Source organism: Erythrobacter ani, from assembly GCF_019204025.1.
Lineage (GTDB): Bacteria > Pseudomonadota > Alphaproteobacteria > Sphingomonadales > Sphingomonadaceae > Erythrobacter > Erythrobacter ani.
Genome location: NZ_JAGSPB010000002.1, coordinates 865,325 through 891,899, shown reverse-complemented (window position 1 = coordinate 891,899; position 26,575 = coordinate 865,325). Strand labels below are relative to the sequence as shown.

General features: G+C 59.8%; 23 protein-coding genes. 14 read left to right on the top strand and 9 right to left on the bottom strand.

Features of this window, described 5'->3' with window-relative positions:
- Nucleotides 1-30 precede the first annotated feature (30 nt).
- The 4 genes from KCG45_RS11280 to uvrA all read right to left on the bottom strand — a co-directional run bounded on the left by KCG45_RS11280 (nt 31) and on the right by uvrA (nt 5,227).
- Entirely contained in the window at nt 31-597 is a 567-nt protein-coding gene (locus KCG45_RS11280; protein ID WP_218317312.1) for an RES family NAD+ phosphorylase, read from the bottom strand.
- Nucleotides 598-936: an antitoxin Xre/MbcA/ParS toxin-binding domain-containing protein gene (locus tag KCG45_RS11275; protein WP_218317311.1), complete on the bottom strand. Its 339-nt coding sequence runs from the start codon at nt 934-936 to the stop codon at nt 598-600.
- Nucleotides 936-2,222 carry a hypothetical protein gene (locus KCG45_RS11270; RefSeq protein WP_218317310.1) on the bottom strand — a complete coding sequence of 429 codons (1,287 nt, stop codon included), beginning with the start codon at nt 2,220-2,222 and terminating at the stop codon, nt 936-938. The genes KCG45_RS11275 and KCG45_RS11270 overlap by 1 nt, the downstream gene beginning before the upstream one ends.
- A 77-nt stretch (nt 2,223-2,299) precedes the next feature.
- Complete coding sequence (gene uvrA / locus KCG45_RS11265) at nt 2,300-5,227, bottom strand: excinuclease ABC subunit UvrA (RefSeq protein WP_218317309.1); 2,928 nt, start codon at nt 5,225-5,227, stop codon at nt 2,300-2,302.
- Nucleotides 5,228-5,562: 335 nt separating this feature from the next.
- On the opposite strand from uvrA, the gene KCG45_RS11260 reads away from it, so the two are divergent.
- Nucleotides 5,563-5,886 (top strand): hypothetical protein, encoded by a 324-nt coding sequence (locus tag KCG45_RS11260; protein ID WP_218317308.1) that lies wholly within the window; start codon nt 5,563-5,565, stop codon nt 5,884-5,886.
- 547 nt (nt 5,887-6,433) lie between these two features.
- Nucleotides 6,434-7,060, top strand: coding sequence for a lysozyme (locus KCG45_RS11255; RefSeq protein WP_218317307.1), 627 nt, complete (start codon nt 6,434-6,436; stop codon nt 7,058-7,060).
- 204 nt (nt 7,061-7,264) lie between these two features.
- Here KCG45_RS11255 and KCG45_RS11250 read toward each other — a convergent pair whose 3' ends face one another.
- The 3 genes from KCG45_RS11250 to KCG45_RS11240 are packed head-to-tail and all read right to left on the bottom strand — an operon-like array spanning nt 7,265 to nt 10,055.
- The gene (locus KCG45_RS11250) at nt 7,265-8,008 is read right to left on the bottom strand and encodes an ABC transporter ATP-binding protein (protein WP_218317306.1); all 744 of its coding nucleotides are present in this window, start codon (nt 8,006-8,008) and stop codon (nt 7,265-7,267) included.
- Nucleotides 8,005-8,985 carry a FecCD family ABC transporter permease gene (locus tag KCG45_RS11245; RefSeq protein WP_218317305.1) on the bottom strand — a complete coding sequence of 327 codons (981 nt, stop codon included), beginning with the start codon at nt 8,983-8,985 and terminating at the stop codon, nt 8,005-8,007. The genes KCG45_RS11250 and KCG45_RS11245 overlap by 4 nt, the downstream gene beginning before the upstream one ends.
- Nucleotides 8,982-10,055 (bottom strand): ABC transporter substrate-binding protein, encoded by a 1,074-nt coding sequence (locus KCG45_RS11240; RefSeq protein WP_255548141.1) that lies wholly within the window; start codon nt 10,053-10,055, stop codon nt 8,982-8,984. Before KCG45_RS11240 ends, KCG45_RS11245 begins: the two co-directional genes overlap by 4 nt.
- A gap of 188 nt (nt 10,056-10,243) precedes the next feature.
- Between KCG45_RS11240 and KCG45_RS11235 the strand changes: the two genes are divergently transcribed.
- The 8 genes from KCG45_RS11235 to odhB all read left to right on the top strand — a co-directional run bounded on the left by KCG45_RS11235 (nt 10,244) and on the right by odhB (nt 19,879).
- Complete coding sequence (locus KCG45_RS11235) at nt 10,244-10,501, top strand: hypothetical protein (RefSeq protein ID WP_255548140.1); 258 nt, start codon at nt 10,244-10,246, stop codon at nt 10,499-10,501.
- 108 nt (nt 10,502-10,609) lie between these two features.
- A complete protein-coding gene (locus KCG45_RS11230; protein ID WP_255548139.1) occupies nt 10,610-12,583 on the top strand; it encodes a putative bifunctional diguanylate cyclase/phosphodiesterase in 1,974 nt (657 codons plus the stop codon).
- Nucleotides 12,584-12,868: 285 nt separating this feature from the next.
- The gene (mdh, locus tag KCG45_RS11225; RefSeq protein ID WP_218317303.1) at nt 12,869-13,831 is read left to right on the top strand and encodes a malate dehydrogenase; all 963 of its coding nucleotides are present in this window, start codon (nt 12,869-12,871) and stop codon (nt 13,829-13,831) included.
- Entirely contained in the window at nt 13,828-14,274 is a 447-nt protein-coding gene (locus KCG45_RS11220; protein ID WP_218317302.1) for a hypothetical protein, read from the top strand. The genes mdh and KCG45_RS11220 overlap by 4 nt, the downstream gene beginning before the upstream one ends.
- A 48-nt stretch (nt 14,275-14,322) precedes the next feature.
- Nucleotides 14,323-14,787: a hypothetical protein gene (locus KCG45_RS11215; protein WP_218317301.1), complete on the top strand. Its 465-nt coding sequence runs from the start codon at nt 14,323-14,325 to the stop codon at nt 14,785-14,787.
- Nucleotides 14,788-14,816: 29 nt separating this feature from the next.
- Nucleotides 14,817-15,707: a succinate--CoA ligase subunit alpha gene (sucD, locus tag KCG45_RS11210; RefSeq protein ID WP_218317300.1), complete on the top strand. Its 891-nt coding sequence runs from the start codon at nt 14,817-14,819 to the stop codon at nt 15,705-15,707.
- A gap of 44 nt (nt 15,708-15,751) precedes the next feature.
- Nucleotides 15,752-18,613 carry a 2-oxoglutarate dehydrogenase E1 component gene (locus KCG45_RS11205; RefSeq protein WP_218317299.1) on the top strand — a complete coding sequence of 954 codons (2,862 nt, stop codon included), beginning with the start codon at nt 15,752-15,754 and terminating at the stop codon, nt 18,611-18,613.
- A 30-nt stretch (nt 18,614-18,643) separates the two neighbouring features.
- The gene (gene odhB / locus KCG45_RS11200; protein ID WP_218317298.1) at nt 18,644-19,879 is read left to right on the top strand and encodes a 2-oxoglutarate dehydrogenase complex dihydrolipoyllysine-residue succinyltransferase; all 1,236 of its coding nucleotides are present in this window, start codon (nt 18,644-18,646) and stop codon (nt 19,877-19,879) included.
- On the opposite strand, the gene KCG45_RS11195 is transcribed toward odhB, so the two are convergent.
- A complete protein-coding gene (locus KCG45_RS11195) occupies nt 19,866-20,831 on the bottom strand; it encodes a S41 family peptidase (RefSeq protein ID WP_218317297.1) in 966 nt (321 codons plus the stop codon). The two genes, odhB and KCG45_RS11195, sit on opposite strands and share 14 nt — an antisense overlap.
- Nucleotides 20,828-21,310: a MarR family winged helix-turn-helix transcriptional regulator gene (locus KCG45_RS11190; RefSeq protein WP_218317296.1), complete on the bottom strand. Its 483-nt coding sequence runs from the start codon at nt 21,308-21,310 to the stop codon at nt 20,828-20,830. Before KCG45_RS11190 ends, KCG45_RS11195 begins: the two co-directional genes overlap by 4 nt.
- 118 nt (nt 21,311-21,428) lie before the next feature.
- On the opposite strand from KCG45_RS11190, the gene lpdA reads away from it, so the two are divergent.
- From lpdA to KCG45_RS11170, 4 genes are all read left to right on the top strand, one after another.
- Complete coding sequence (lpdA, locus tag KCG45_RS11185; protein WP_218317295.1) at nt 21,429-22,835, top strand: dihydrolipoyl dehydrogenase; 1,407 nt, start codon at nt 21,429-21,431, stop codon at nt 22,833-22,835.
- A gap of 12 nt (nt 22,836-22,847) precedes the next feature.
- Nucleotides 22,848-23,834 carry a Rossmann-fold NAD(P)-binding domain-containing protein gene (locus tag KCG45_RS11180; RefSeq protein ID WP_218317294.1) on the top strand — a complete coding sequence of 329 codons (987 nt, stop codon included), beginning with the start codon at nt 22,848-22,850 and terminating at the stop codon, nt 23,832-23,834.
- A gap of 78 nt (nt 23,835-23,912) precedes the next feature.
- Nucleotides 23,913-25,073, top strand: a complete 1,161-nt coding sequence (locus KCG45_RS11175) for a serine hydrolase domain-containing protein (RefSeq protein ID WP_218317293.1) — start codon at nt 23,913-23,915, stop codon at nt 25,071-25,073.
- A gap of 69 nt (nt 25,074-25,142) precedes the next feature.
- The gene (locus tag KCG45_RS11170; protein ID WP_255548138.1) at nt 25,143-26,573 is read left to right on the top strand and encodes an amidase family protein; all 1,431 of its coding nucleotides are present in this window, start codon (nt 25,143-25,145) and stop codon (nt 26,571-26,573) included.
- Nucleotides 26,574-26,575 lie beyond the last annotated feature (2 nt).

The window sequence follows — 26,575 nt, the reverse complement described above, 5'->3', positions numbered from 1 at the left end:
AACCGATGTAGGAAATGAAACTCATTTCATTCAGTCTCGACTTGGGAGTCGGGGATTCTTAGAGCGCCAAGCATTCCATTCGACACCCTCCGCAGAAATGAAATCAATCGAGGATGAGTCAATGATTTCCGTAAACAACACCAGATTGGTTGAATGATTTCTTGCGTTGGGAACAAGCAATCCGTTGAATTCGAGAAACCTCGCGGCGGCCGCAATTGATTGTGTCACGTCGTAGTCGTGGGCCTCGTAGCGCCGGATATCAACTCCAAGATTCTCAAGCTCACCAAAATCGGTCAAATCACAAATATTGTCCAATTGGATAGATAGTTCTGCGATTTCATGAATGAGCCTGCTGGGCCAGATCGGCTCCAATGAGAGCCGATATCCAATCTCAGCCAAAGCGCCTTCCCTTGTCGCGGCCGTATAGAGCACTTCTAACTCATTTGCTTTGCTCCAACGACCATTGGACGCGTAACCTTTGGTGGGGTCCCTGCCAGAACGATAGACCCTGAAAAATCTCGAAGAAACCTCAGTTCCCTCGATCGCTTCTAGGCGGTCGAGTAGTTCGTAGTCATGCACTCGATCGCCCGAACTCATCTACGTGAATGCTCCTGCATCCAGACTTGCAATAAGCTCCAGTACTTCGTCGGCCCGCCCATCATGTATGAGATCAATAGCTCGTTGATCATCAAGAAGTCGATGACGCGAATAAAGCCAAATCCTTACCTCGTCTGGCGAATAAAATTCACTCAATCTTAGAACAATGTATCTCAAATCCGAGATTAATAGTTCCGTTTTGGCTTGGGGAACCAACTTGCCTTGTACCCAGCGACTTACAGTTGCTGGAGAAGCGGACGTCACGTTAGCAATATCAGTTCCCCGAAGCCCACCAAGATCCTTAAGCCGGTCGATCATCTCAGCTACAGCTGTAGGCATTATGACCTCCCCGCTATAACCGCGACATTAGGTCCACCGCCTCGAAAAACAGGCGAAAGCGAGCGGCTTTCGATAGCATTGTCGCCAAGAGCCCGCATACTGTCAGCCATTCTGAAAAGACGCTTTTTCTCATTGGAGACGAGTTCTGCGGTCTTGTCGTCCTCATAATCGAGACGCGAAAGCGTTCGAGCCAAACTCGATGCGGCTCCAAGCTGCTGAGCCAAGAAATGGTCTAGACGCCGTTCTTCTGGGATACGTGACAACTCTCTGATCTGAGCGTTTCTCTGATTGAGGAAGTGTCCCTTCGCCTCGTCGATCATGTCATCGCGGCCTTGTGGGCAACAACCCTTGTCTCGACAGAAAAGTTTCGACTTGGCTCCCTTCGTGCCAACAATCTTCTCGAATTGCTCCTCACTCACCCAACGGCCCAATCCAGCAAGAAAGACGCGACGTTTACCGCCTCCGCCGCCGCCAGTTGGAATCTTGCGATAATCTGCAATCCGGAATGACTCCCTGCCGCCAGACCCATGACAGATCGCTCCGATCGCACCTGCGGCAGCCGCGCCGATGGCCGGCAGTCCGCCGATCATATCACCGACGAACGGTTTACCAGCGCCATGCAGCTCCGCCATATTCTCGACAAATCGTTTGGTGGCCGCGCCAGTGCTCTGCGCATCGAATCCAGAAGCGCGCAACCAAACGTTTTCACAATCAACCTGATCGCAAATTTTCGCGACATCGCGTCGAAATTCATCATCACGAAGCAAATTCATGGTCGTGATGACTTGGTAATCCAATGCAATTCCTCCACCACCGCTTGCATCAAGCGCGACACGTAACGCTTCGGCTAAATTGGCATCGATCGACGGCCCGCTTCCCTTAACTTCAATCAACTGCGAAGGTGAGAGAACGGCATCCACATCTCTCTCGACGGCAAACTCAGCCATCTGTGAGGCTAGAAAACGCGCGCGATTGCCTCCAAGATCTTCAACTTGCCAAGGACGATCCTGATTGGCCCAAGGTAAAACCGAAGCAGCACCATTGAACCTTCCAACGGAGCAAAGCTCAGCAAAGTTAGTATCGAGTATGACCTCATGGCCAGCTTTCTTGAGTGCACCCAAAAGCCCGCGTTGTTTATCGACGTGCGCCGCATCGAAGACGAAGCGACGGTAGGGCATCCGCCCTGCAGACAATCGCTCCTCGATCCATTTGTGGTCGATATGCCCGACACGGATGAACCCTGCGATTGGCGGGGTATTGTGAAGTTGGTGGATGGTAGCAGACATCGGGACCTCCGTATGGAGCTTATATACGTTTAGATTTCACGTTGTCAATCGGTGAAATCTAAACGTCAATTTACACCCTACTCCGCCGCCTCCCGCGCAGCGCCAGCCCCACCCTTCCCCAACATCCCCTTCAGATACCCGCCAGTAAACGAGCGCTCCACCTCGGCCACATCCTCCGGCGTCCCTTCCGCGACAACCTCACCCCCGCGCACACCGCCTTCGGGGCCGAGGTCGACGATCCAGTCGGCGGTCTTGATAACGTCGAGATTGTGCTCGATCACCACCACAGAATTGCCCTGCTCCACCAGCCGGTGCAGCACTTCGAGGAGCTTGCGCACGTCCTCGAAATGGAGGCCCGTCGTCGGCTCGTCGAGGATATAGAGCGTCTGCCCGGTCGAGCGTTTGGACAGCTCCTTGGCCAGTTTCACGCGCTGTGCCTCGCCGCCCGACAGCGTCGTCGCCTGCTGGCCGACCTTGACGTAGCCCAGACCCACTTCGTTCAGCATCCGCATCTTGTCGCGGATCGGGGGGACCGCCTTGAAGAATTCCTCCGCGTCCTCAATCGTCATGTCGAGCACATCGGCGATGCTCAGCCCCTTGAATTTCACCTCGAGTGTTTCGCGGTTGTAGCGTTTGCCGCCACATTCCTCGCAGGTGACGTAGACGTCGGGGAGGAAGTGCATCTCGATCTTGATCAGGCCGTCGCCCTTGCACTGCTCACAGCGCCCGCCCTTGACGTTGAAGCTGAACCGCCCCGGCTTGTACCCGCGCGCCTGGCTTTCCGGGAGGCCCGCAAACCAGTCGCGGATATTGGTGAAGGCGCCGGTATATGTGGCGGGGTTGGAGCGCGGAGTGCGGCCGATGGGCGACTGGTCGATCTCGATGACCTTGTCGCAATATTCGAGGCCTTCGACGCTGTCATGCTTGCCCGCGATAACGCGTGCGCCGTTGAGCACGCGCGCAGCGGAGGCAAAGAGCGTGTCGATCGTAAAGGACGACTTGCCACTGCCGCTGACGCCGGTGATGCAGGTGAACGTGCCGAGCGGGATGGAGGCGGTGACGTGTTTGAGGTTGTTCGCCTGCGCGCCCTTTACCGTCAGCTGGTGCCCGTTGCCCTTGCGGCGAGTTTGCGGGACCGCGATCTCGCGCCGGCCGGTGAGATAGTCGGCGGTAAGCGAGTTTTTCGCTTTCATGATCTGCTTGAGCGTGCCCTGCGCAACCACTTCGCCGCCGCGCACGCCCGCGCCCGGGCCAAGGTCGACCACATGGTCGGCCTGGCGGATGGCGTCCTCGTCATGCTCGACGACGATCACCGTGTTGCCGAGATCGCGCAGGCGCTTCAATGTTTCGAGCAGCCGGTCATTGTCGCGCTGGTGCAGGCCGATGCTCGGTTCGTCGAGCACGTACAGCACGCCCGACAATCCGCTGCCGATTTGCGAGGCGAGCCGGATGCGCTGGCTCTCCCCGCCCGACAATGTCCCGCTGGTGCGGTCGAGATTGAGGTAGTCGAGCCCGACATTGTCGAGGAAGCCGAGCCGCTCGTTGATCTCTTTCAAGATCGCGCGGGCAATCTGTGATTGCTGATCGGTCAGCTTGTCGTCCAGCGCGAGGAACCATTCCTTCGCATCCGACACGCTCATCGTGACGGGCGCGGCGATATCGGTGCCCGCAACCTTCACCGCCAGCGCTTTTTCGTTGAGCCGCTTGCCGCCGCAGGTCTCGCATGGCTGCGCGGTCTGGAACTTCGACAGCTCTTCCTGCATCCAGCTCGATTCGGTCTGCATCATACGGCGATTGAGATTTCCGATGACGCCTTCGAAGGGCTTGTTCACCGTGTATTGCTTGCGCCCGTCCTTGAACGTCAGCGCCACCGGCATCCCGCCAGTGCCGTGCAGGATGATCAGACGTTGATCCGGCTCAAGGTCTTTCCAAGGCGTGGTGATGGTGAAGTCGTAGGCCTTCGCCAGGCTTGAAAGCACCTGCATGTAATAGGGCGATGGTGGATTGGACTTGGCCCACGGAGCGATTGCACCCTGCTTCAGCGTCAGCGCTTCATTGGGGACCACCAGCTGCTCGTCGAACAGCTGCTTTTCGCCGATCCCGTCGCAGGTTGGGCACGCGCCCTGGGGTGAATTGAACGAGAACAGCCGCGGCTCGATTTCCTCGATGGTGAAGCCGCTGACCGGACAAGCGAATTTTTCGGAGAAGACGATGCGATTGGCAGGTATGCCAGCGCCTTTCATCGCGCCGCCGCCTTCGGCTTCATCTTCGCGCCCGGGAACCACGCCATCGGCCAGATCGACATAAGCAAGACCATCGGCGAGTTTCAGCGCGGTCTCGAACGAATCCGCCAGCCGGGTCTCAAGCCCTTCCTTCACCGCGAGGCGATCGACCACCACTTCGATGTCATGCTTGAATTTCTTGTCGAGCGCAGGCGCTTCCTCGATGCCGTAAAGCTCGCCATCGATCCGCACGCGGGTAAAGCCGGCCTTCTGCCATTCGGCCAGCTCCTTGCGGTATTCTCCCTTGCGCCCGCGCACCACCGGCGCGAGCAGATAAAGCCGCGTCCCCTCCGGCAATTCCATCACCCGGTCGACCATATTGGACACGGTCTGCGCTTCGATCGGCTTGCCGGTGGCCGGCGAATAGGGAATGCCCACCCTCGCCCATAGCAGCCGCATGTAATCGTAAATCTCGGTCACCGTCGCGACTGTCGAACGCGGGTTGCGACTGGTCGTTTTCTGCTCGATCGATATCGCGGGGCTGAGCCCGTCGATATGCTCGACATCGGGCTTCTGCATCATTTCTAGGAATTGGCGCGCATAGGCCGAAAGACTCTCGACATAACGCCGCTGCCCTTCGGCATAGATAGTATCAAACGCAAGGCTCGATTTTCCCGAACCCGACAGGCCCGTGACCACGATCAGGCTATCCCTCGGCAAATCGATATCGATGCCTTTGAGATTGTGCTCGCGGGCACCGCGAACGCTTATTTTGGTCAGCATACAGGGAACCTATGCATCGAGATTGTGATGAGGGACATGAAAACGGTTTGTTCCTGAAATGTTCGCAGATGTAAAGGCGCTTTGGCAAAAGCGATGCCAATGGTCCACGACATGGTTCGCGCGGTGCAATATTTCAACGCGCCAGTCTCCGAGCGGTGCCCGTCTTAATCACCTGAAGGCACTTGCGTTGCAGGACCGTCGCTGCTTCCTGCGCCCAGCCGCGCCCAGCACACGGTGAAGAGACTGAGAAATTAGAGAAAACGTTAAAGGTTGCAGCTAGACTGTGCGGTGGTGGGAAGATTCGATTTTCGTGAGTTTGAATGAGGGGACCCGCCATGCACCGTATTTTGTTGTCAGCCGCAGCCAGCCTTACACTGGGTGTTTCCGCATTCGGCGCGCCACTAGGCGCCAGCGGGTGCAATCCTGATGATTGTGGCAAAGGCAACCTCAGCGCCGAAGAGCTCGCTCGTGACAAGGCGGAGATCCGCCGGCTGAACCGGGAACAGGCGCGCTATGTCAAGCGCCGCGATGCGGAATATGCGAAAGGCTGGGAAGCGACCCGCAATCACCAGGCCGAATTGGACGCGTATGACCGCAAGATGGCCAGTTGGCGCGAAGCCGTGCGGCGCTGTCAGAACGGCGATTATCGATACTGCTAACGCTGATATCAGCGTACAGCCCGACAATTCCTGACCTGTGCATCGGGGCGGTTCGGCCTGGACCGTGCCCCATGGGCGATGAAGCGTGGACCTTGAGACGCGCCTCAGCCGTTGATATAGTGAACTGAAAATAAATAGATTTTCGCCTCATGCATCACGTTATTCTTCGTTGCATCGGAAATCTGGAAATGATCGAGCGCCGATCGGCATCATAGGTATTGTTTGAAACGCTTATGCAGAACGTCGGTGACTCCAAGGAGAACTGACAATCCAAACCGGCAATACCAACACACAAGTACGCCCCCTTTCAAAATCACCCAACCCTGTCTCGAAGAGAACGCCTACAGCGCGAACTGCCTCCTCGAAGCAGCAACTCAATCTCGACGGCGATAACGCCAGGCGCCTGCGCAAGAGACGGTTCCTGAAGCACTTTCGCGAACGCTGGGCCAAGCGCCGCGCCAGGAGCCGGACGGCTCATGTCGCCACGCAACATCTTACAGCTGCACGTTCGAGCCGTACACCAAAACGGAAACGCAAACGGACGGCCATGGCGCTCGGCGTCAGTGCAGTCGCGCTTTCGGGAACCTCGCAGTTGGCGATCAGCGCAGTGCCAATCTCTGCTCAATCGCAGGTTGGCGGGACGCAGGATGGTGCGGGTTATGATCTGATCGACCCGGCAGAGCGGCGTGATGCAAGCGACCTTACCGCGAGCGATCAACTGATAGAGGCGATGATAGAGGAAGAAGGTGTCCGCTATGATGTCTACCGCGACGTCGCAGGGTATCCGACGGTGGGCGTGGGGCACCTAGTGCTTCCGGAAGACAATCTGGGCATGGGCGACACCATTTCACATGAACGGGCGCTTCAATTGCTGGAAACCGATATCGGCAAGGCAGAAGAAGTTGTTCAGCGACTGATCGGCGATTTGGCAATCAACCAGCACGAATTCGATGCGCTCGTCGATCTCGCGTTCAATGTCGGCGAAGGCAATCTGTCCGAAAGCGAAAGCCCCCGACTCAATCGCGCGATTGCGGCGGCTGATTATGATCGAATCGCCGAAGAGCTGAATTACACCACAGCAGGCAACAGGGTCGCAAGCGGCCTCGTCTATCGGAGCGAACGCCGTCAGCGTATTTTCATGGCAAGCGATTATCGCGACCCGCGCGAAGTTTAACCGGTTCTCCCCGGTGAGCCCTACAGGAATTCTGAAGTTCCGCATGCGGCCGGAAACCGTACATTCGGAGGCCTCTGAGCAAGCATTGCCAGGACGCCTTTCGGGTCGCACCAAAGGGTCGCCGTACCGGTAGCTTAAGAGACAACTAGACGCGTCGTTCCCTCCCACTCCCCGGAACGGCGCGTCTTTTTCGTGTGCGCGGTGCTATGCTTCCAGCGTGAGAGCCCGGTGCCCCTCATCTCCGATCCATTTCGCCTCGACGCCCCAGCAGCGGCGGATCATTTCTTGCGACAACGCGCCCTCAACGGCACCGCTGGCTGCAAGTCTTCCTTCATGCAGAACAATGGCGCGGTCGGCGTGGTTCATCGCCAGTGCGAGATCGTGAAGGACGATAACGACACCCTGTCCTGCGCGAGCGCGCTGCTTGAGGTTTGAGACGAGATTAAGCTGATGGGCGAGATCGAGCGCGGCGAGCGGCTCATCGGCCAGGATCCACCGCGGTTCGCCTGCCAGGACCCGCGCCAGCAGCACACGCGCACGCTCGCCTCCCGAAAGTTGACTGGCAGGCCGATGGCGAAGCGGCTGAAGCTCCAGTTCATCGATCGCCGCTTCGATTGCGGCCGAACCTCGATCGCGGTGCGGCAATCGTCCGAGCGCGACGACATTTTCCACCGCAACATCCCACGCGATTTCAGCATGTTGCGGCAGGAAGCCGAGAGCTTTTGCGCGGTCAGCCGGCGACATGGCGTCCAATCGATGGTCGTCGAGCTCGACATGGCCAGAGACGGGTTCAATCAGACCCGTCAGCGCCAGCAGCAGGCTCGATTTGCCTGCCCCGTTCGGACCCACGATCGCGGTTATCGTGCCCGGCGCAAGATCCGCGCGCACATTCTCCAGAACGCGCTTGCCGCCGCGCTCCAGTGTCAGATCGGTTGCAACCAGCGTCACAGTCGCCCGCTCCTCATGCGCAACAGAAGCCACAGGAAGAACGGGGCCCCGATGAGCGACAACGCAATTCCGAGCCTCAGTTCAGTGATCAGAGGCAGCACCCGCACGGCGCTGTCGGCGATCAGGACAAGGCACCCGCCTGCGAGAGCGCTCGGCACGATCAGGCTGGATGGCAGGCGGTCGGTGAAGGGGCGAACCAGATGCGGAACGATGAGGCCGACAAAACCGATGATCCCTGCGACGGCAACCCCTGCACCCACGGTCAGCCCTACACCGATGACCAGCAGGCCAAGCAATTGCCGCGGGTTTACACCCAGTGAATGCGCCGCATCCTCGCCGAGGGTCAATGCGTCGAGCGAACGGGACGCAAGCATGAGTACCGCGATCCCGGCCGCGGTAAGCGGCGCTGCTATCGCAACCTCTCGCCAGGATCGGTCGGTCAACGCGCCGTTGAGCCAGAGTACGATTTCGCTGAGCGCGAAAGGATTGGGCGCCAGCGTAATCGCCAGCGCAGTCAGCGATCCGGCAAGGCTTGCGATCATCAACCCCGCCAGGGTGAACAGCGCGATCCCGCCTCCTGCGCCCGAGGAGGTGCGACCTGCGATCAGCGCGAGCAGCGCCATTGCGAGCGCGGCCCCGACAAGGGCGAAGACGGGAAGGCTCCACGCCGCGATCGCAGGCGGAAGCAGCGCGCCGAACCAGAAACTCGCCACTGCGCCGAGAGCCGCCATTGGAGCGATCCCGAAGAGACCCGGATCGGCGAGCGGGTTGCGGAGGTAACCCTGCATCGCCGCGCCAGCCGCGCCCAGCCCCGCACCAACCGCAATCGCAAGCATCGCGCGCGGCAATCGAAGCTCCATCAGGATAATTGCCGCGTTGGGCGTCGCCGCCGGATCGATCCAGACCCTTCCCGCGAGCAGAGACAGCGGAACAAGCACCGTGAGCAGAAGCCCGAAGATCACACCCGCGCGGTTCACGGAGCCTCGCCGGAAACAGAGGTGCGAAGCTGTCCGAGCCGCTCGGCAAGCGCGATCAGCGAGGGACCACCGCAATAGAACAGGGTCGGATCGAGCGGCGCGATCTGCGTGTTCTCAAGGGTATCCAATGCTGGATGGAGCTGACCCGCACTTTGTCCGGCGACCAGAACCATGTCGGGCGGGTCGGCGAGAAGGCGCTCAAGCGACACATAATCGCCTTGCCCCAGCCGCGTAGCGTCTTCGCTCCGGCTGAAGCCGGCATGTTCGAGTACCGTCGTCACCAATGCGTTTTCGCCTGCGACAATCTGGCCCGACTGCCACAGCAGCGCATCCACGTCGCCGTAAACGGCGCGCATTTCTGCCAGTTCGCCAATTGCCGTGTCGATCCTGGCGATAAGATCGTCAGCACTGCCATTGGTAAGGTCCGCCAAGCGCTCGATTTGCGCGTAGCTGTCTTCGACGCTTGCCGGGCTGCCGAAGGTTTCGACGCGCAGTCCCAACCGCTCGAAGGCGGAACGGGTCGTCGGCGCAATGAACGTCGATGCAAGGACAATATCGGGTTCCAGCGCGAGCACTTCCTCGGCGGTTCCGCCGGTAAAACGATATCGCGCGGCGACTGCCGGCGGAAGCGAACTCGATGCGGGATCACGGCTGTAATGCGATAGCGCAAGAACCTGCCGGGGGTCCGCCACTTCGACCAGGATAGCATCCAGGCACGGATTGAGGCTGACGATGGTTGGAAGGCGGCTTGTCTCGGTTTCACGCGTGGCAGGCGCGCTGCACGCGGCGAGCGCGAGCGTTGCCGCGGAGGCGGCCAACCAGCGGAAAGACCCGGCAAGAAAAGCAGACAGTTTCAGCGGCATGACCCCTCGGCGCCGCGATAGGACCGCTCGCCGCCTTGGGCAAGCGGTCGCGCACGACGGCGCGCTCTCCATGAGTTCGAAAGGATCGGCTTGGTGCGGTGTTGCATAGCCGGTCCGCGTAAGCAGCAACGGCGTGACTTCGCGGCCTGTTCCATGAGTTAATATGGCGGAAACCTTGTCATAGAACCAAGCCTTAAGTGACGGCATTTATTGGAAAATTCCTGTACCGCACAAAGCGCATTCTTGATCCACAGCCCTCGCTTGCCAAGCGGCGAAAGGCTGACAAGCCAGGATTTATCCGCGCCCCTAACTGGTTGATACTCTATATGTCGATCCGATTCGCCGCTCCAAAAACGCTGGGGCGTTCTCCGGCTTGTTCGCCGATTGCGCGCGCGATGGCGCGCCGAGCCGTCGAACACGTGGCCAACGACAATGGTGACACCGCGGAGGCCGACGAAGTGATGCGCGCTGCGCTGCGTCATTTTGCCGTGCATGGCTTGGGTGCAGCGAGGGCCGCGCGCGAACACGCAGAGGAAGCCTTTTTTCGCGGTGACAGAAATGCTTACGATTGGTGGCTGAAGATCACGCGCGCTCTCGACAGACGCCTCGCAGCAGAGGCAGACGGCCGAATGCGGATCACCGAGCTTTCCTGAAACTCGCGAATATCATGATAGCGAGGCTAAACCTCGGAATGATATCGAAAAACTCGGTAAGCACAGCGTTAACCTGAGCTTGACCTCTCTGCATTAAGCCAGTTCTTGATGAAAGTGTTGAGCACACTGGCGAAAATTCGCAACATGCGCCTTGAGCGTGATCGGTCGGACAAATTGTCCGCCCGCGTGCGCCGCCTGCTCGTCACCACCCTTTACACCCAGCCCGGGAGCCTCACCGTCGGTGCGCTCAACGGGATTGCCGCGACTGCAGTTGCCGCATGGCTCACGGGTTTTCCTGAGCTTTGGATTGGCAGCATGGTGCTGACCATCGTTGCGGTCATGCGTGTTGCCGCGGCCCTTGGTCTGTCGCCGGACTCCAAGAGAACGAGCACGCAAACGCTTGAACTCATCTATGAAGTCGGTGCTTTCAGCTATGCGCTTGCTATCGGGGGAATAGCCGCGCTTTCGATATGGCTTGGCGCAAGCGCCGAAGTGCAAGTGCTGCTGGTTGCGAACGCGGTGTGCTACGGCGTCGCCGTAGCAGCGAGGAATGCCGGCCGGCCAAGCATAGCGATCGGACAGCTTACCCTTGTTTGCTTGCCCATCATGATTGTCGCTCTGGCGATGGCGACGCTCGCCTACACGACCCTGTTTTTCACGATGGCTTTACTGCTTCCGGCGATGACTTCGATCACGCTGAACATTTTCAAGGTGCTGAGAGATTCGATTTCCTCGGCCGAAACCAGCGCAAGGTTGGCCGAGAAAATGAAGCTCCTTGCCCGAACCGACGTCGTCACCGGGCTCGCCAACCGCGCAGGACTCAACCACGCGATGGTCGAAACCATGATGACGATCGAGGATGACAGCAATCTTGCACTCTTCTGGATCGACCTCGACCGTTTCAAGGAGGTCAACGACCTGCTGGGCCACCCCGTAGGCGACCGGGTCTTGAGCGAAGTCGCGCGGCGGCTCAGGCAAGTTTGCCCGCAGGACGCGACCGTATCCCGCTTCGGCGGCGATGAATTCGTCGTCTCTACACCGGTTGCGGACCGCAAGGACGCCGAGCGGCTCGCGAGCGAGATCCATTTCGAAATCATGCGTCCCTTCCGCATCGATGGCGACCGGCTAGAAGTGCGAGCGTCGCTAGGGGTCGCGCTGCTACCGGAGGACGGTGCCGACAGCGATACGCTGATGCAATGCGCCGACCTTGCCCTCTATCACGCCAAAATCGGGGGCCGCGGTCAGACACGATTTTTCGATAAATCGATGACCCGTGATCTGGTCCGCCGCCGGGAGATCGAAGATGAGCTGCGCACAGCGCTGCAGCGAGACGAACTGTCGATTTTCTTCCAGCCGATCGTCGATCTGGAAACAGGTCGGATCAGAGCGTTCGAGGCGCTGATCCGCTGGTTCCATCCCGAAAAGGGTGAGCTTGCTCCCGACGAATTCATTCCCGTCGCCGAGGAAACCGGCGTGATCGTAACGCTCGGCAACTGGATTACCGCGCAGGCTGCTCGCATCGCTGCGCAATGGCCCGAAGACATTACCGTCGCCGTGAACCTATCCCCGTTGCAGATCCGCGCACCTGGCGCGGCGCTCGGGATCAGAAACGCGCTGCGCGAGGCCGGCCTCGATCCTCATCGCCTGGAACTGGAGGTGACCGAGAGTCTATTTATCGAGGACAACCATTCGACCGCTAATTTCATCCAGGAACTGTCGGCGATAGGCGTGAAGTTCGCGCTCGACGATTTCGGCACTGGCTATTCCTCGCTCGGCTACATCAACAATTATCCGTTCAACAAGATCAAGGTCGACCGCAGCTTCGTGTCCGGCAAAAATGTGGGACGCAAAAGCGATGCGATCATCCGTGCCGTGGCAGAAATGGGCTCGACGCTCGAGATGGAGATCGTCGCGGAGGGTCTCGAAACCCTTGAACAGGTCAAGGCAGTTCGCGAGGCGGGGTGTACACTTGGCCAGGGGTATTATTTCAGCCGTGCAGTGCCGGATTACCTGGCCGCGATGCTGCTGGCACAGGAGCGTGAAGGCGACGCGCGCAAGGTCGGCGGTCAATCGCCAGCATAAGGGCCTGCGCGCCCAGTCCCGGCGCTATCTTCGAAACGGACAATTGCTGGAGGCACCCTTCTCGCTAACAGTCCGAACTCGCCGGCCAGCGCGCCTTTATTGCAATTGCGAACTATGTGCAAAGATAGTTGCCTGCTACAACTTTTTGCCGGTTGCAATCGCACCTTCACAGGCCTACCTCGCCCTCTACGCATCCGGTTGCCATCGCCACATGGGACGAGGCACAAGCGGCTGGAATGAGGCTCTCCTTTTCGTCCCCGAATCCCAGGGAAGGATATCTCGAATATGGCCCGCAAGAAGATCGCGCTTATCGGCTCAGGCATGATTGGCGGCACGCTCGCCCACCTCGCTGCAAAGAAGGAAATGGGCGACATCGTCCTGTTCGACATTGCCGAGGGTATGCCGCAGGGCAAGGCGCTCGATCTTTCGCAGTGCGGCCCCATCGAGGGGTTCGATGCCAAGATCACCGGCACCAATGATTACGCCGACATTGCCGGTGCGGACGTCGTCATCGTCACCGCCGGTGTTCCCCGCAAACCCGGCATGAGCCGCGACGACCTGCTCGGCATCAACCTGAAAGTGATGAAAGCAGTCGGCGAAGGCATCAAGAACAACTGCCCCGACGCTTTCGTGATCTGCATCACCAACCCGCTCGACGCGATGGTCTGGGCGCTGCGCGAGTTTTCCGGCCTGCCGCACAACAAGGTGGTCGGCATGGCAGGCGTGCTCGACAGCGCGCGCTTTGCGACCTTCCTGGCATGGGAATTCGGTTGCTCGGTCAAAGACGTCAACGCATTCGTCCTCGGCGGCCACGGCGACACGATGGTCCCGGTCAAAAGCTACACCACGATCAACGGTATCCCGGTTGACGACTACGCCAAGATCAAGGGAGTGTCGGAAAGCCGCATCGACGAAATCGTCGACCGTACCCGCAAGGGCGGCGGCGAGATCGTCGGCCTGCTCGGCAACGGCTCGGCCTATTACGCCCCGGCCACCAGCGCGATCAGCATGGCCGAAGCCTATCTCGGCGACCAGAAGCGCATCTTGCCGTGTGCGAGCTATGTCGAAGGCAAATACGGCCTCGATGGCCTCTATGTCGGCGTGCCCACCGTGATTGGCGCGGGCGGTACCGAGGAAGTGATCGAGATCGAACTGTCGGACGAGGAGAAGTCGAACCTCAAAGTCAGCACCGACGCGGTTGAGGAACTGCTTGAGGCGTGTAAGGGGCTGGATGAGAGCCTGAAATGAGCGCCGATCTAGTTGTCTTCGACCCTGCAGAAGCGCCGCGTGACGGTGAGGCTTGGCGCGAATGGTACGAACGGATAAATGAAGACGATCATCCTGAAGAGGGCGAGTTTGACCGATTGAGTCCCGCTCTCCGCTCTTGGTACGACGCCATGACCAAGGATTATCCTGACTTCATTCGCACTGACAACGATCACCCTAATGGGATGGATTATAGCCTTATGGGCTCCGCAATTCATTGCGTGATGCCGCGAGGCCCGGGCGATATTGGTGAAGCCGATAAATTGAGCAACCGACTTGTAAAGGAGCTCGGACTTGGCACGTACGATGTGATGTCAGACGATGGGCGCGAAGGTCGCCACATCGTCTTTCCTGACGGCCCGCTTCCGGACGTCCCGAAACCACCATCCTTCTTCTCAAAACTCTTTGGGAAAGGAAAGGGCTGAAGTGTCGATGCTCATAAGCCAAGAACCCAAGGTTATTGCCGGTCGGTGATGCGGACCCCGCTCGCCTTTCTTGCCCTCGCCGCTCTCTTCACCGCCCCCGCCGCCGCGCGCGAGGTCGATCGGCAGGAAGTCGCCGAAGTGTTTGCGACCGACGTCCCGCAGGAGCGGCGGCTTTATTGTCGCGACACGCAGGTGTTCACGCTCGCGGATGGGAGGGAATACCGCGCTTGTGTCGATTGGCGCGCGCAGAACCGCACCCGCGTGGTGCGCACCTATGCTGCGCTCGATGGGCCGGAAACCGATGTCGATGCAAATCTCGATCTTGCGCGGGCCTGTTTCGACATTGCCGTTGCAAGCCAGAACGATCCCCATCGCGACTCGTTCGATGAAAACGCATTCCTTGCCGGAGCGCGCGCGCATTTCGAACTTTGTGCGCGTAGCCGAAATCTTGAGCGCCGCGGCGAATACAGCCTGCGTATTTACGACAACGCAGTCTGGCTCGGCGGCCGATAACCCAATATTCGAAAAGACGGAGTTTCTGAATGTCCATCCTCGTAAATAAAGATACCAAGGTCATCACCCAAGGGATGACCGGTGACACCGGCACGTTCCACACGCAGCAGGCGCTCGATTACGGGACGCAGATGGTCGCGGGCGTGACTCCAGGCAAAGGCGGCACGACGCATATCGGCCTGCCCAACTTCAACACCGTACGCGAAGCAAAAGAAGCCACAGGCGCGACCGCTTCGTGCATCTACGTGCCCCCTCCCTTCGCCGCCGACGCGATTTGCGAGGCCATTGATGCCGAGGTGGAACTGATCATCTGCATCACCGAAGGCATTCCAGTGCTCGACATGGTCCGTGCGAAAGCCGCCCTCACCGGCTCGAAATCGCGCCTGATCGGGCCGAACTGCCCCGGCGTTCTCACCCCGGAAGAATGCAAGATCGGCATTATGCCGGGCTCCATCTTCAAGAAGGGCAGCGTTGGCGTCGTATCGCGTTCGGGTACGCTTACCTATGAAGCCGTCCATCAGACCACGCAGGTCGGCCTCGGCCAGACCACCGCTGTCGGGATAGGCGGCGATCCGGTGAACGGCACCAACTTCATCGACGTGCTCGACCTCTTCCTCGACGACCCCGAAACGAAATCGATCATCATGATCGGCGAGATCGGCGGATCGGCTGAAGAAGAAGCTGCCGAATTCCTGAAACAGGAAGCCGCCAAGGGCCGCAGTAAACCTACCGTCGGCTTCATTGCCGGCCGCACGGCGCCTCCGGGCCGCCGCATGGGCCACGCCGGCGCCATCGTGTCCGGCGGCAAAGGCGGCGCGGATGACAAGATTGCGGCGATGGAAGATGCGGGCATTCGCGTATCGCCCTCCCCATCCGAACTCGGCACCACACTCGATGCGATGCTGAAAGAAATGGCCTGATTTAACGAGCCCCATCCCACTCCTCCTCCCCTTGGAGAACCCACATGGGTCAAGAACCGAACGATTTTCTGCCGCAGATGACTGACCAGGAAGGTCCCCAGCCGGGGCCGTCCTGGGGCAATCCCAAATGGCTTGACTCCGTCAGCGATGCAGGCGCCGACCTGACGACGGCCATGGACCCGACGCAAATGCGTGTCGTGGTCGAAAAGGCGGCGAAATCGGCCGGCAAGGCGCTCGACCCGAAAGCTATCGAAGAAGCTGCGGCCAATTCGATCGCGGCGATGACGCTCGTGCGGCTTTATCGTGTGCGCGGCCACATGGCGGCGGACCTCGACCCGCTCGGCCTTTCGAACAAGCGCGAAGAGCCCGAAGACCTGACGCTGGCGTTCCACGGGCTAGAGGGCAAGGAATCGCAGGAGGTCTTCGTAGGCAGCGTGCTTGGCCTCGAATGGACCACAGTGCGCGAACTGCAAGATCGGCTGCGTGCGGTTTATTGCGGCAAAGTCGGCCTTGAATACATGCACATTGCCGACACCGAAGAGCGGCGTTTCCTGCAGGACAAGTTCGAAAGCCCAGGCGAGACGATCCAGTTCACGCCAGAGGGTAAGAAAGCGATTCTTGCGGCGGTTCTGCGCGGCGAGCAGTACGAAGAGTTCCTCGGCAAGAAATATGTCGGGACCAAGCGTTTCGGCCTCGATGGCGGCGAATCCATGATCCCGGCGCTGGAGGCTGTCATCAAACATGGCGGCAGCGCCGGCGTGCGCGAAATCATCTACGGCATGGCCCACCGCGGGCGGCTCAACGTTCTCGCGAACGTCATGGAGAAACCTTACAAGGTGATCTTCCACGAATTTTCCGGAGGTTCGGCCAACCCCGAGGATGTCGGCGGATCCGGCGACGTGAAATATCATCTCGGCACCAGCACGGACCGTACTTTCGACGATATCGAAGTGCACATGTCGCTGGTCCCCAACCCGTCGCACCTCGAAACGGTGAACCCGGTGGTTCTGGGCAAGACACGCGCGCAGCAGGCGGTGCGCGACGGGAAGAAGCGCGAACAGGTGCTTCCGGTGCTGATCCACGGCGACGCGGCGTTCGCCGGTCAGGGCGTGGTCTGGGAGAGCCTCTCGCTATCGGGCGTCCCTGGCTATGATACGGGGGGCTGCCTCCATTTCATCATCAACAACCAGATCGGTTTCACCACCAGCCCGAATTTCGCGCGTTCCTCGCCCTATCCCAGCGACGTTGCCAAAGGTGTGATGGCGCCGATCCTGCACGTCAACGGCGATGATCCCGAAGCGGTGACCTTCGCCTGCAAGCTGGCGGTCGAGTACCGGCAGAAATTCGGCCGGGACGTGGTCATAGACATGTGGTGCTATCGCCGGTTCGGCCACAATGAAGGCGACGAACCGAGCTTCACCCAGCCGCTGATGTACGATGTCATCCGCAAACATCCCAAGGTCTCGCATATCTATGCCGAACGCCTGATCGACCAGGGCGTGATCGACAAGGATCACCGTGAAAAGGTCGCTGGCGAATTCGTTGCACTTCTGGATGAGGAATTCGAGGCTGCGAAAAGCTACAACCCGAACGAGGCCGACTGGTTCGGCGGGCGCTGGGCGGGCCTCAACAAACCGGCCGATCCCGAAACGGCACGCCGCAATATCGATACCGCTATCGAGCCGAAGATGTTCGACAGCCTCGGCCGCGTGCTTACCGAAGTGCCCGACGATGTGAACATCCATAAAACGCTCGGACGCGTGCTCAAGGCAAAGGCCGAGATGTTCAAGTCGGGCGAAGGGTTCGATTGGGCCACAGCCGAGGCGCTCGCTTACGGCAGCCTTGTCATGGAAGGCTATAACGTACGTCTATCCGGACAGGATTCCGGCCGCGGCACCTTCTCTCAGCGTCATGCCGTCTGGGTCGACCAGAACGATGAGAGCAAATACATCCCGCTCAACACCCTGCCCCATGGCAAGTTCGAGGTGCACGATTCCACGCTGTCCGAATACGGAGTGCTCGGCTTCGAGTATGGCTTCGCGATGGCCGATCCCAAGACGCTTGTGCTGTGGGAGGCGCAGTTCGGAGACTTCGCCAACGGCGCGCAGATCATGATCGATCAATATATTGCATCGGGCGAGGTAAAGTGGCTGCGCGCCAACGGCCTCGTGATGCTGCTGCCGCATGGATATGAGGGCCAGGGACCGGAACACTCCTCCGCCCGGCTCGAACGGTTCCTGCAATTGTGCGCGAATGACAACATCCAGGTCTGCAACATCACGACGCCGGCCAATTATTTTCACGTTCTGCGCCGCCAGATGCTGCGTCCATTCCGCAAACCGCTTATAATCATGACGCCGAAATCGCTGCTGCGTCATCCGCTGGCGAAAAGCCCGCGAGAAGAATTCGAGGGCGAGCACCACTTCATGCGGATCAAATCCGACATGACTGAAATTCCCGATGAGAAGGTCAAGCGGCTGATCCTGTGTTCTGGCAAGGTCGCCTACGATCTGATGGAAAAGCGCGACGAGGAAGGGATCGACGACATCTCGATCGTCCGCATCGAACAACTCTATCCTTTCCCCGGCGAACCGCTGACCGTCCGGATCAAGCGCATGACCAATCTCGAAGAGATCGTGTGGTGCCAGGAAGAGCCGAAAAACAACGGCGCGTGGTTCTTCGTGGACCGCCTGATCGAGCTGGCGGCGCGCGAGGCCGGCTTCGACGGCATGCGACCGATTTATGCCGGGCGCGAGGTCGCAGCCTCACCCGCCACCGGCCTCGCCAAGCGGCACAAGGCCCAGCAGGAAGGGCTCGTATCCGTCGCGCTCGACCTCGCCAATGTCGGCAAGACGAAAAATCGCAAACCCAAGGGGCGCGGCGGCGCTGCCAAAGCCTATTCCTGAGGAAACACCCTTCGAAAGGGATCAATTGTCATGAGTACTGAAATCACCGTCCCGGCACTCGGGGAATCTGTCACCGAAGGTTCGATCGGCGAATGGCTGAAGCAGCCGGGCGATGCGGTCGCTGCCGATGAGCCGATTGCCAGCCTTGAAACCGACAAGGTCGCAGTGGATGTGCCCTCCCCAGTCGCTGGCGTACTGCAGGAACACCGCGCCGCAGTCGGCGACACTGTCGAAGTCGGAGCAATCATCGCGATCATCGAAGAAGGCGCGACGGGCGCCGCTTCCGGGGAAGAAGCCGGGCGCAAGGCGCAGCAGGCCGATGCAGGTGAAGAAAAGCGCGAAGAAGCGGACAAGGATCTCGCGAATGCTGCACAGACCCTGTCGCCTGCCGTGCGCCGCGCGGTGCTCGAACACGGGGTCGACCCATCGACCATCAAGGGCACCGGCAAAGATGGCCGGCTGACCAAGGAAGACGTTCTGGCCGCAGCGAAAGCCAAAGGCGATCCCTCGCCTGCGCCTTCCCCTGCCCCAACGCCGAGCCCAGCTCCGGCGGTTGCCACAGGCGAGCGTAAGGAAGAGCGGGTCAAGATGACGCGCATGCGTCAGACCATCGCCAAACGCCTGAAGGGCGCTCAGGAAGAAGCAGCGCTTCTCACGACATTCAATGATGTCGACATGTCGGCCGTCATCGAAGCGCGTACCAAGTACAAGGACATGTTCGCCAAGAAGCACGATATCCGCCTCGGGTTCATGGGCTTCTTCGCGAAGGCAGCGTGCCTCGCGCTGAAAGACGTGCCCAGTGTCAACGCATATATCGAGGGCGACGAGATCGTCTATCATGATTACGTCGATATCTCGGTCGCCGTGTCGGCGCCAAACGGGCTGGTGGTTCCGGTCATCCGCGATGCCGATCAGAAAGGCTTCGCCCGGATAGAGAAAGACATCGCCGATTTCGGTGCGCGCGCGAAAGAAGGCACGCTCACCATGGCCGACATGACCGGCGGCACCTTCACCATCTCGAATGGCGGCGTGTTCGGATCGCTAATGTCCACGCCGATCATCAATCCGCCGCAAAGCGCCGTTCTCGGTCTGCACAGGATCGAAGATCGCCCGGTCGCGGTGAATGGCGAAGTCGTCATCCGCCCGATGATGTATATTGCGCTTTCCTACGACCACCGCCTGATCGACGGGCGCGAGGCCGTGACTGCGCTGAAGATCATCAAGGAAGCGATAGAAGATCCGACGCGGATGCTTATCGATTTGTGACAGCTTCGCGCGCCAGCGCTTGAGCCTTAGCCAAAGCCTGTGCTTCGGGGACTTCGACGTCGGGCCTGACGCCGACACCCTGCCAGTTCGTGCCGGTCAGGGGGTGCTCCGACTTTCCTTCCGGCAGGTCCAGCGCAAAATGTGCGCTGACCCTGCGGTACTCGAATGGATGCGCCCCGCCGCCGGTGGTTTCGCCGACGATCGTTGCGCGTCCCATGGCCTGTAAGCTGTAAGCAAGCGCCTCTGCGGCGGAAAAGGTGCGCCCCGAAGTCAGGACATAGATCGGCTTGTCTTCACCGAATCTGCGTCCCGGCACCCAGGCAGGGATCGACTGATGCGTCCAGCGATCGCTGGGGCGATCATATGTCGAAAGAAACGGACTACCCGGCGCGACCAGATAGGCCATAACCAGTAGAACGGTGTCGGCCCCGCCCCCATTCTTCCTGAGATCGATGATCAGCGCATCGCCCTGGGCGACCGTGGTCATGGCGGCCGCAATCACGTCGCCGCCCATACCCGGTGGCGGAAAAGCGCGCAGGTCGAGCAACATCACGTTGCCGGAAAGCCGCTCGATCTTCTCTACGCCATGATTGACGCCTTTGCCGTACCACTGTGCGAAATCATCATTCAGCGTCAGTTGTTCGTCTTGGGCAGGTTTGGCAATCGGCTGCTCGCTGTAGGATAGACCGAGATGACCGTCGGCCGACACCTCGCGCAGCCGCGCGGTCACCGTATCGGCAAACTCGCGGCCGTCACTCGGTCCATCGATTGCACTTTGCAAATCCTGCAACGTCGCTGCCAGGGCCTCGACTTTCTCGCTCTGAACATAGCGCGCTTCGATGAGTAGCTCGGCATTATACAGCGCCTCGCGCTGCTCCTCCGGAGAAACCGGTTCGGCCAATGCCGCGGTGGAGATCAGACATGACGCCGCCATCGCCAGAAAACCCTTCATCGTTCTGCTTCCTTTCTTGCGTCTTCAATCCGTGTTCTGAAATCGCGCCGCTCCAGCGCGGCGAGTGATTGGCGGAGCACTCTTGCAAGCGGTACAGGAAGCTCCGCACCCAGATCGTCCGCCGCCTTGGCCACTGCCGCCCAGAGCGGCCTCAACGTTTGAGCTGCGGACACTCCCGCCGCCGATAACGCTACGGTCCGGCATCGACGGTCTTCGCTCTCAACATGCTCGATAAATCCTGCGGCAATCATCTGCGTGACGGTTTGCGTCATTGCGGGCTGTGACACGCCTGCGCTCTTGGCAAGGTCGCCTATCGGGGCACTCTCCGCCGTCAGAAGCGCGCGCATGACCGGATAGTAGCGCGAACGCATGCCGGGGACCGTTTCCGCGTAGATCTCCTCGACCACCGGATCGAGCCGGCCAAGGAGGCTACGAAGCAGGGTCCCCAATCCTTCGGGAGGTTGTTCGAGGTAATTCATATAAGCGCTTATATGTCTGGATTCGCGGCCTGGCAAGTGTTGCCTTCCCCCGGCGAATGATTATGTGCCGAAGCCAATCATTCGACCCACATCGAGCGGTCCAAAGGTGCATTCGACTATGGCTGACAATTCCTACGATTATGACGTTCTTGTTATCGGTGCCGGCCCCGGCGGATATGTTGCGGCGATCCGCGCCGCGCAGCTGGGGCTGAAGACCGCTTGTGTGGAAAGCCGTGAGACATTGGGCGGAACATGCCTCAATGTCGGGTGCATCCCCTCCAAGGCGCTGCTCCATGGATCGGAACTGTTCGAGGAGGCCGAAGGCGGTCATTTCGCGACGTGGGGCATCACCGCAAAGCCAAAACTCGACCTGACCAAGATGATGGCCGAGAAATCGAAGGCGGTCGGCGAACTGACCGGCGGCATCGAATTCCTGTTTAAGAAGAACAAGGTCACCTGGATCAAAGGCCACGCTGCATTCCAGGATGCGCACAGCGTGAAGGTTGGCGGTGAAACCGTAACGGCGAAAGACATCATTATCGCCACCGGCTCCAGCGTCACTCCCCTGCCCGGCGTCGAGGTCGATAATGCGGCAAAACGGATCGTCGACAGCACCGGCGCCCTCGAACTCGAAGAGGTGCCCGAACATCTCGTCGTAATCGGCGGCGGCGTCATCGGGCTGGAGCTCGGTTCGGTCTGGCGCAGGCTCGGCGCGAAAGTCACCGTGATCGAATTCCTCGACCAATTGCTGCCCGGTATGGATGCCGACGTGCGCAAGGAAGCCGGCAAGATCTTCAAGAAGCAGGGCATGGAGCTCATGCTCGGCCACAAGGTCACCGGCGCGAGTGTAAAGGGCAAGACCGTTTCGCTCACCGTCGAAAAGGCGGCAGGCGGAGACGAACAGACGATCAAGGCGAGCCATGTGCTGGTTTCGATCGGACGCCGCCCCAACACGGAAGGCCTCGCACTCGATGCCATCGGGATCGAGACGAACAAGCGCGGGCAGATCGAAATCGGTCACGATTTCCGCACGAAGGTCGACGGGGTCTGGGCGATTGGCGATGTCGTTCCCGGTCCGATGCTCGCGCATAAAGCCGAAGACGAAGGGATCGCCTGCGCTGAAAACGTCGCTGGACAGACCGGCATCATCAATCACGATGTCATTCCGGGCGTGGTCTATACGATGCCGGAATTTGCCGATGTCGGCATGACCGAAGCGGAGGCCAAAGAGGCAGGTCACACGGTCAAAGTCGGGAAATTCCCGATGATGGCGAACAGCCGCGCGAAGGCCAACCGCGACACCGAAGGTTTCGTTAAAGTGGTGGCCGATGCGGAAACCGACCGCGTGCTTGGCGTGCACATCGTTGCGAGCCTGGCAGGAACCATGATCGCACAAGCGGCGCAGGCCATGGAATTCGGCGCAACGTCGGAAGACATCGCCTATACCTGCCACGCTCACCCAACCCATGCAGAAGCGCTGAAGGAAGCGGCGATGGCGGTGCAAGGCAAGCCGATCCATATGTAAGGACGTACGAATATGGCCCGTTCAGTTGCGATCATTGGAGCGGGCCAGATCGGCTATGCGGCTGCGCGGAACTTCGCATCTGTAGGCTGGGACGTCGCCGTTTATGCCAGGACGATCCCCGATTGGCTTGATCCCGAGCGCTATCGCTTCGTTGCTTACGTCGCTGGCCAAGAAAAAGCTCCCGGCGCGAATGTGATCGTCGATACCATCGCTTTCGACGAGGGGGACATCGCCGCTTACGACCCGGATAGCGTCGATCGGCTAATCGCGGTTTCGTCGGCCAGCGTCTATTGCGATGCGGAAGGCCGCACACTCGATGAAGCGGCGCAGAATGGTTTTCCAGAATTTGCGGCACCGATCACCGAAGAGAACCCGGCGGTCGCCCCAGGTTCCGACACGTATTCAACCCGCAAGGTCCGGATGGAGAATTGCGCACGTGATCTGTTCGGTGATCGAGCCACGATCTTGCGCCCCTGCGCGATCCATGGCGCTTGGAGCCGCCACCCGCGCGAATGGTGGTTCGCCAAAAGGATGATCGACGGACGCGAACGGATACCTCTTCTTGTTCAGGGAGAAAGCGTCTTTCACACGACCGCGGCAAACATGATTGGCCAGTTCGCGGTGCATGCCGGACAACACGCGCTCGGCGGGACATTCAATGTCGGGGATGCAAATCCCCCATCTGTAATGGAGATTGGCGGAGCCCTTGCCACGCTTTTCGGGCGTGAGGTGGAATTCATCCCTGTCGAGGGCACGGACGGCGTAATCGGGCGCACGCCGTGGTCGGTCCCCCGTCCCTTCACCGTCTCGCTTGACCGCGCCAATGAGAGCGGTTTCGATGTGTCGGGCGGCTACAGCGCCAGTGTCGGACCCGCAATCGAATGGCTCACAAAGTTCGATCCCGCTGGCTGGTCCGACGCCTTCCCGCAGCTTGCCGCTTATCCGTGGGACATGTTCGATTACGACGCGGAAGACCGGTTTTTCGATCAATTGAACTAGCAAACGCAAAGCCTCTTGCGCTTCGCTCGCTTTGACGTATGTGTATTGCCTAGTTGATACAGCAATACGGATGGGATCATGATAACTCGAAAGTCTTTCGCCGGAATTTTGGCAGCAGGCCTCACTCTCGCCTCATCCCACGCCTTCGCGCAATCGGACGATGCTGCGCCGCCTGCAGAGGTCATTAAAGTGGCCACGAATGCGCTCGAGCAGGACAATATCGCCGGTATCGCAATGGCCCGTATCGAGAATGGCGAGGTCGTTTGGACGGGATATTGGGGCGAGCAATCTCCGGGCATTCCCGTCACAGCCGACACGGCTTTCAACACCGCGTCGGTGGCTAAGACGATCATTGCGGAGACTGTCCTACGACTGTCGGATCAGGGGAAAATGTCGCTCGATGATCCGATAACAGACCACTACAAGCACCCCGATCTGGGCGACGATCCACGCTATGCCACGCTGACACCGCGGATCCTGCTGTCGCATCAGGCTGCACTGAAGAACTGGCCGTGGAATTACGACGATGACCGAATGGCTTTCACAGGGACGCCCGGGACCGGACAGCTCAGCTATTCAGGTGAGGGCGTGGAAATCGTTATGCGCTATCTCGAGGCCCGCTTTGGCAAGACCTACCCTGAGCTGGCGGAAGAGGTCGTGTTCGAACCGCTAGGGGTCGAAGGCATCGCGGTCGGGCGTGAAGATTGGCTGGAGGGCCGCGTAAGCGAACCGCGCGGAGGCGATGGCACCGTGTACCCGCCGTTCACAGGCAGCGGAAGCGGCGGCCTGCTCGCGATCGGTAACTATACCGCTGCCGACAATCTTTACGCGACGGCTCCCGGCTACGCGCAATTGCTCATCAAATTGATCGAAGGCGAAGGGCTCTCTCAGGAAATGCAGGCTGAGCGCGCAGCACTGCTTTCCAGTTCTCCAGACGAGATGGGGTATTTCTGCATTGCCGAGGCCGACGATTGTCCCGATCCCATCGGCTTTGGCGTCGGTTGGGGCTTGTTCGGAGAGCCAGACCGCACCGTGCTCAACCACGGCGGAAACGATTTTGCCGAACATGCCCAGGTCTATTTCATTCCCGAGACGCGTGAAGGCCTGGTCCTGTTCGTGAATGGCGGAAATGCCTTCCCGACTGGTATAGACCTGATCCTTGCCGTCGATCCCGAATTGCGCATGGCGAAGCATTTCGACGCGCTGATAAAGCGAATGAGAGAGGCCGAAGGCGGGTAAAACGCACGCCGAAATCCGCGCGTCGCCAGAACCGCTATGGCGAACCGCATTGGCTTACGGTATCGGCTGATGCCGGCGCGCGGACTCGCTTTGCAGCTGCGCCAGTGTAACTGTGCCTGGGATCAGGGGGAAACCGACAAAGTGGCCTATCCGACGCTCACCGATAAACCCGGTGCGATCGCCACGGCGGCGGCGATCCGTTCCGGCGAAATGTCACCGATCGAGGCCGTTGACGCCGCAATTCTGCGGATCGAGCATCTCGATGCCGAGATAAACGCGGTCGCCGTGCCCGATTTCGACCGGGCCTGCGACACAGCACGCGCCATGACCGGCCAGACGCCCGGTGCGGACCAGCCGCTTTTCGGCGTGCCGATGACAGTCAAAGAAAGCTTCGATGTCGAAGGGCTGCAATCATGCTGGGGCCATGAGCGGCTGATAGACTACATCGCTCCGCGCGACTCGGAACTTGTCCGCCGGTTGAAAGCGGCAGGCGCGATCATCATCGGCAAAACCAACGTACCCATCGACCTATCCGACTGGCAGAGCTTCAACGCCGTCTATGGGCGCACCAGGAACCCGCACAATCCAGAGCGATCCCCCGGCGGATCTTCGGGAGGGGGGGCGGCTGCCGTGGCCAGCGGCATGGTTCCGTGCGAATACGGCACCGACATCGGCGGGTCAGTGAGAGTGCCCGCCCATTTCTGCGGGATTTGGGGGCACAAGACGTCCTGGGGCCTCGTCAGCAAACGCGGTCACGATCATCCACAAATAGCCCGCCGTAAAGGCTTCACTGCCGCCCATGACGGTGCACTTTCCATCGCCGGACCACTGGCCCGCAATGCTGCAGACCTGACCCTGCTGACCCAGCTAGGTGCCACCATCCCACTGCAGCGCAAGTCGAGGCCGCTGCGCGATTGCAGGGTGCTCGCAATAACCGAATTTCCGGCAAGTCCCGTCGATGCCAGCGTTTCCGAGCCGATCGATTGCGCAATTGAGGAACTGGTAAGAACCGGGATAAAGGTTGAGCGGGCAAGTGCCCTGATCCCCGATCTGGCCCAGCAGCAGGCCGACTATCTGCGCATGCTCAATATCGCGTTGGCGCGGGGCGCGCCTTCGCCCGATGGCAAGCGCGCCAGTGCTGCAGACTGGTTCGATCTGCTGGATGCGCAGGCCGCCAACGAATTCGCATGGGCCCAGTTGTTCGAAACGTACGATTTCGTCTTGGCACCGCCCGCGCCGGTGCTTGCGATCCCGCATCTCGATGGGTCGGTCTTCAATGCGACGATCAGGGTCAACGGGCAGGATATCCCTGCCGGTGCGGCCCTTGCATGGGCCGGGCTCGCAACATTCCCCAACCTGCCATCGACAGTGCTGCCTATCGGTGAAAGCAATTACGAAGGGACCGCCCTGCCCTGCGGAATGCAGGTTATCGGGCCGCGCTGGAGCGATCTCGATTGTATCGACGCGGCCGAGGCCATCGCCCAAATCCTGCACGGCTGAGA

Bases quoted from the DNA above. Each gene is read 5' to 3' on its own strand.
- KCG45_RS11230 (WP_255548139.1), top strand. From the start codon at position 10,610: ATGAAAGTGTTGAGCACACTGGCGAAAATTCGCAACATGCGCCTTGAG.
- KCG45_RS11220 (WP_218317302.1), top strand. From the start codon at position 13,828: ATGAGCGCCGATCTAGTTGTCTTCGACCCTGCAGAAGCGCCGCGTGAC.
- sucD (WP_218317300.1), top strand. From the start codon at position 14,817: ATGTCCATCCTCGTAAATAAAGATACCAAGGTCATCACCCAAGGGATG.
- KCG45_RS11170 (WP_255548138.1), top strand. From the start codon at position 25,143: ATGCCGGCGCGCGGACTCGCTTTGCAGCTGCGCCAGTGTAACTGTGCC.
- KCG45_RS11175 (WP_218317293.1), top strand. From the start codon at position 23,913: ATGATAACTCGAAAGTCTTTCGCCGGAATTTTGGCAGCAGGCCTCACT.
- KCG45_RS11235 (WP_255548140.1), top strand. From the start codon at position 10,244: ATGGCGCGCCGAGCCGTCGAACACGTGGCCAACGACAATGGTGACACC.
- uvrA (WP_218317309.1), bottom strand. From the start codon at position 5,227: ATGCTGACCAAAATAAGCGTTCGCGGTGCCCGCGAGCACAATCTCAAA.
- mdh (WP_218317303.1), top strand. From the start codon at position 12,869: ATGGCCCGCAAGAAGATCGCGCTTATCGGCTCAGGCATGATTGGCGGC.
- KCG45_RS11205 (WP_218317299.1), top strand. From the start codon at position 15,752: ATGGGTCAAGAACCGAACGATTTTCTGCCGCAGATGACTGACCAGGAA.
- KCG45_RS11215 (WP_218317301.1), top strand. From the start codon at position 14,323: ATGCGGACCCCGCTCGCCTTTCTTGCCCTCGCCGCTCTCTTCACCGCC.
- KCG45_RS11180 (WP_218317294.1), top strand. From the start codon at position 22,848: ATGGCCCGTTCAGTTGCGATCATTGGAGCGGGCCAGATCGGCTATGCG.
- KCG45_RS11195 (WP_218317297.1), bottom strand. From the start codon at position 20,831: ATGAAGGGTTTTCTGGCGATGGCGGCGTCATGTCTGATCTCCACCGCG.
- KCG45_RS11270 (WP_218317310.1), bottom strand. From the start codon at position 2,222: ATGTCTGCTACCATCCACCAACTTCACAATACCCCGCCAATCGCAGGG.
- KCG45_RS11190 (WP_218317296.1), bottom strand. From the start codon at position 21,310: ATGAATTACCTCGAACAACCTCCCGAAGGATTGGGGACCCTGCTTCGT.
- KCG45_RS11275 (WP_218317311.1), bottom strand. From the start codon at position 936: ATGCCTACAGCTGTAGCTGAGATGATCGACCGGCTTAAGGATCTTGGT.
- KCG45_RS11260 (WP_218317308.1), top strand. From the start codon at position 5,563: ATGCACCGTATTTTGTTGTCAGCCGCAGCCAGCCTTACACTGGGTGTT.
- odhB (WP_218317298.1), top strand. From the start codon at position 18,644: ATGAGTACTGAAATCACCGTCCCGGCACTCGGGGAATCTGTCACCGAA.
- KCG45_RS11255 (WP_218317307.1), top strand. From the start codon at position 6,434: ATGGCGCTCGGCGTCAGTGCAGTCGCGCTTTCGGGAACCTCGCAGTTG.
- KCG45_RS11280 (WP_218317312.1), bottom strand. From the start codon at position 597: ATGAGTTCGGGCGATCGAGTGCATGACTACGAACTACTCGACCGCCTA.
- lpdA (WP_218317295.1), top strand. From the start codon at position 21,429: ATGGCTGACAATTCCTACGATTATGACGTTCTTGTTATCGGTGCCGGC.
- KCG45_RS11240 (WP_255548141.1), bottom strand. From the start codon at position 10,055: ATGCCGTCACTTAAGGCTTGGTTCTATGACAAGGTTTCCGCCATATTA.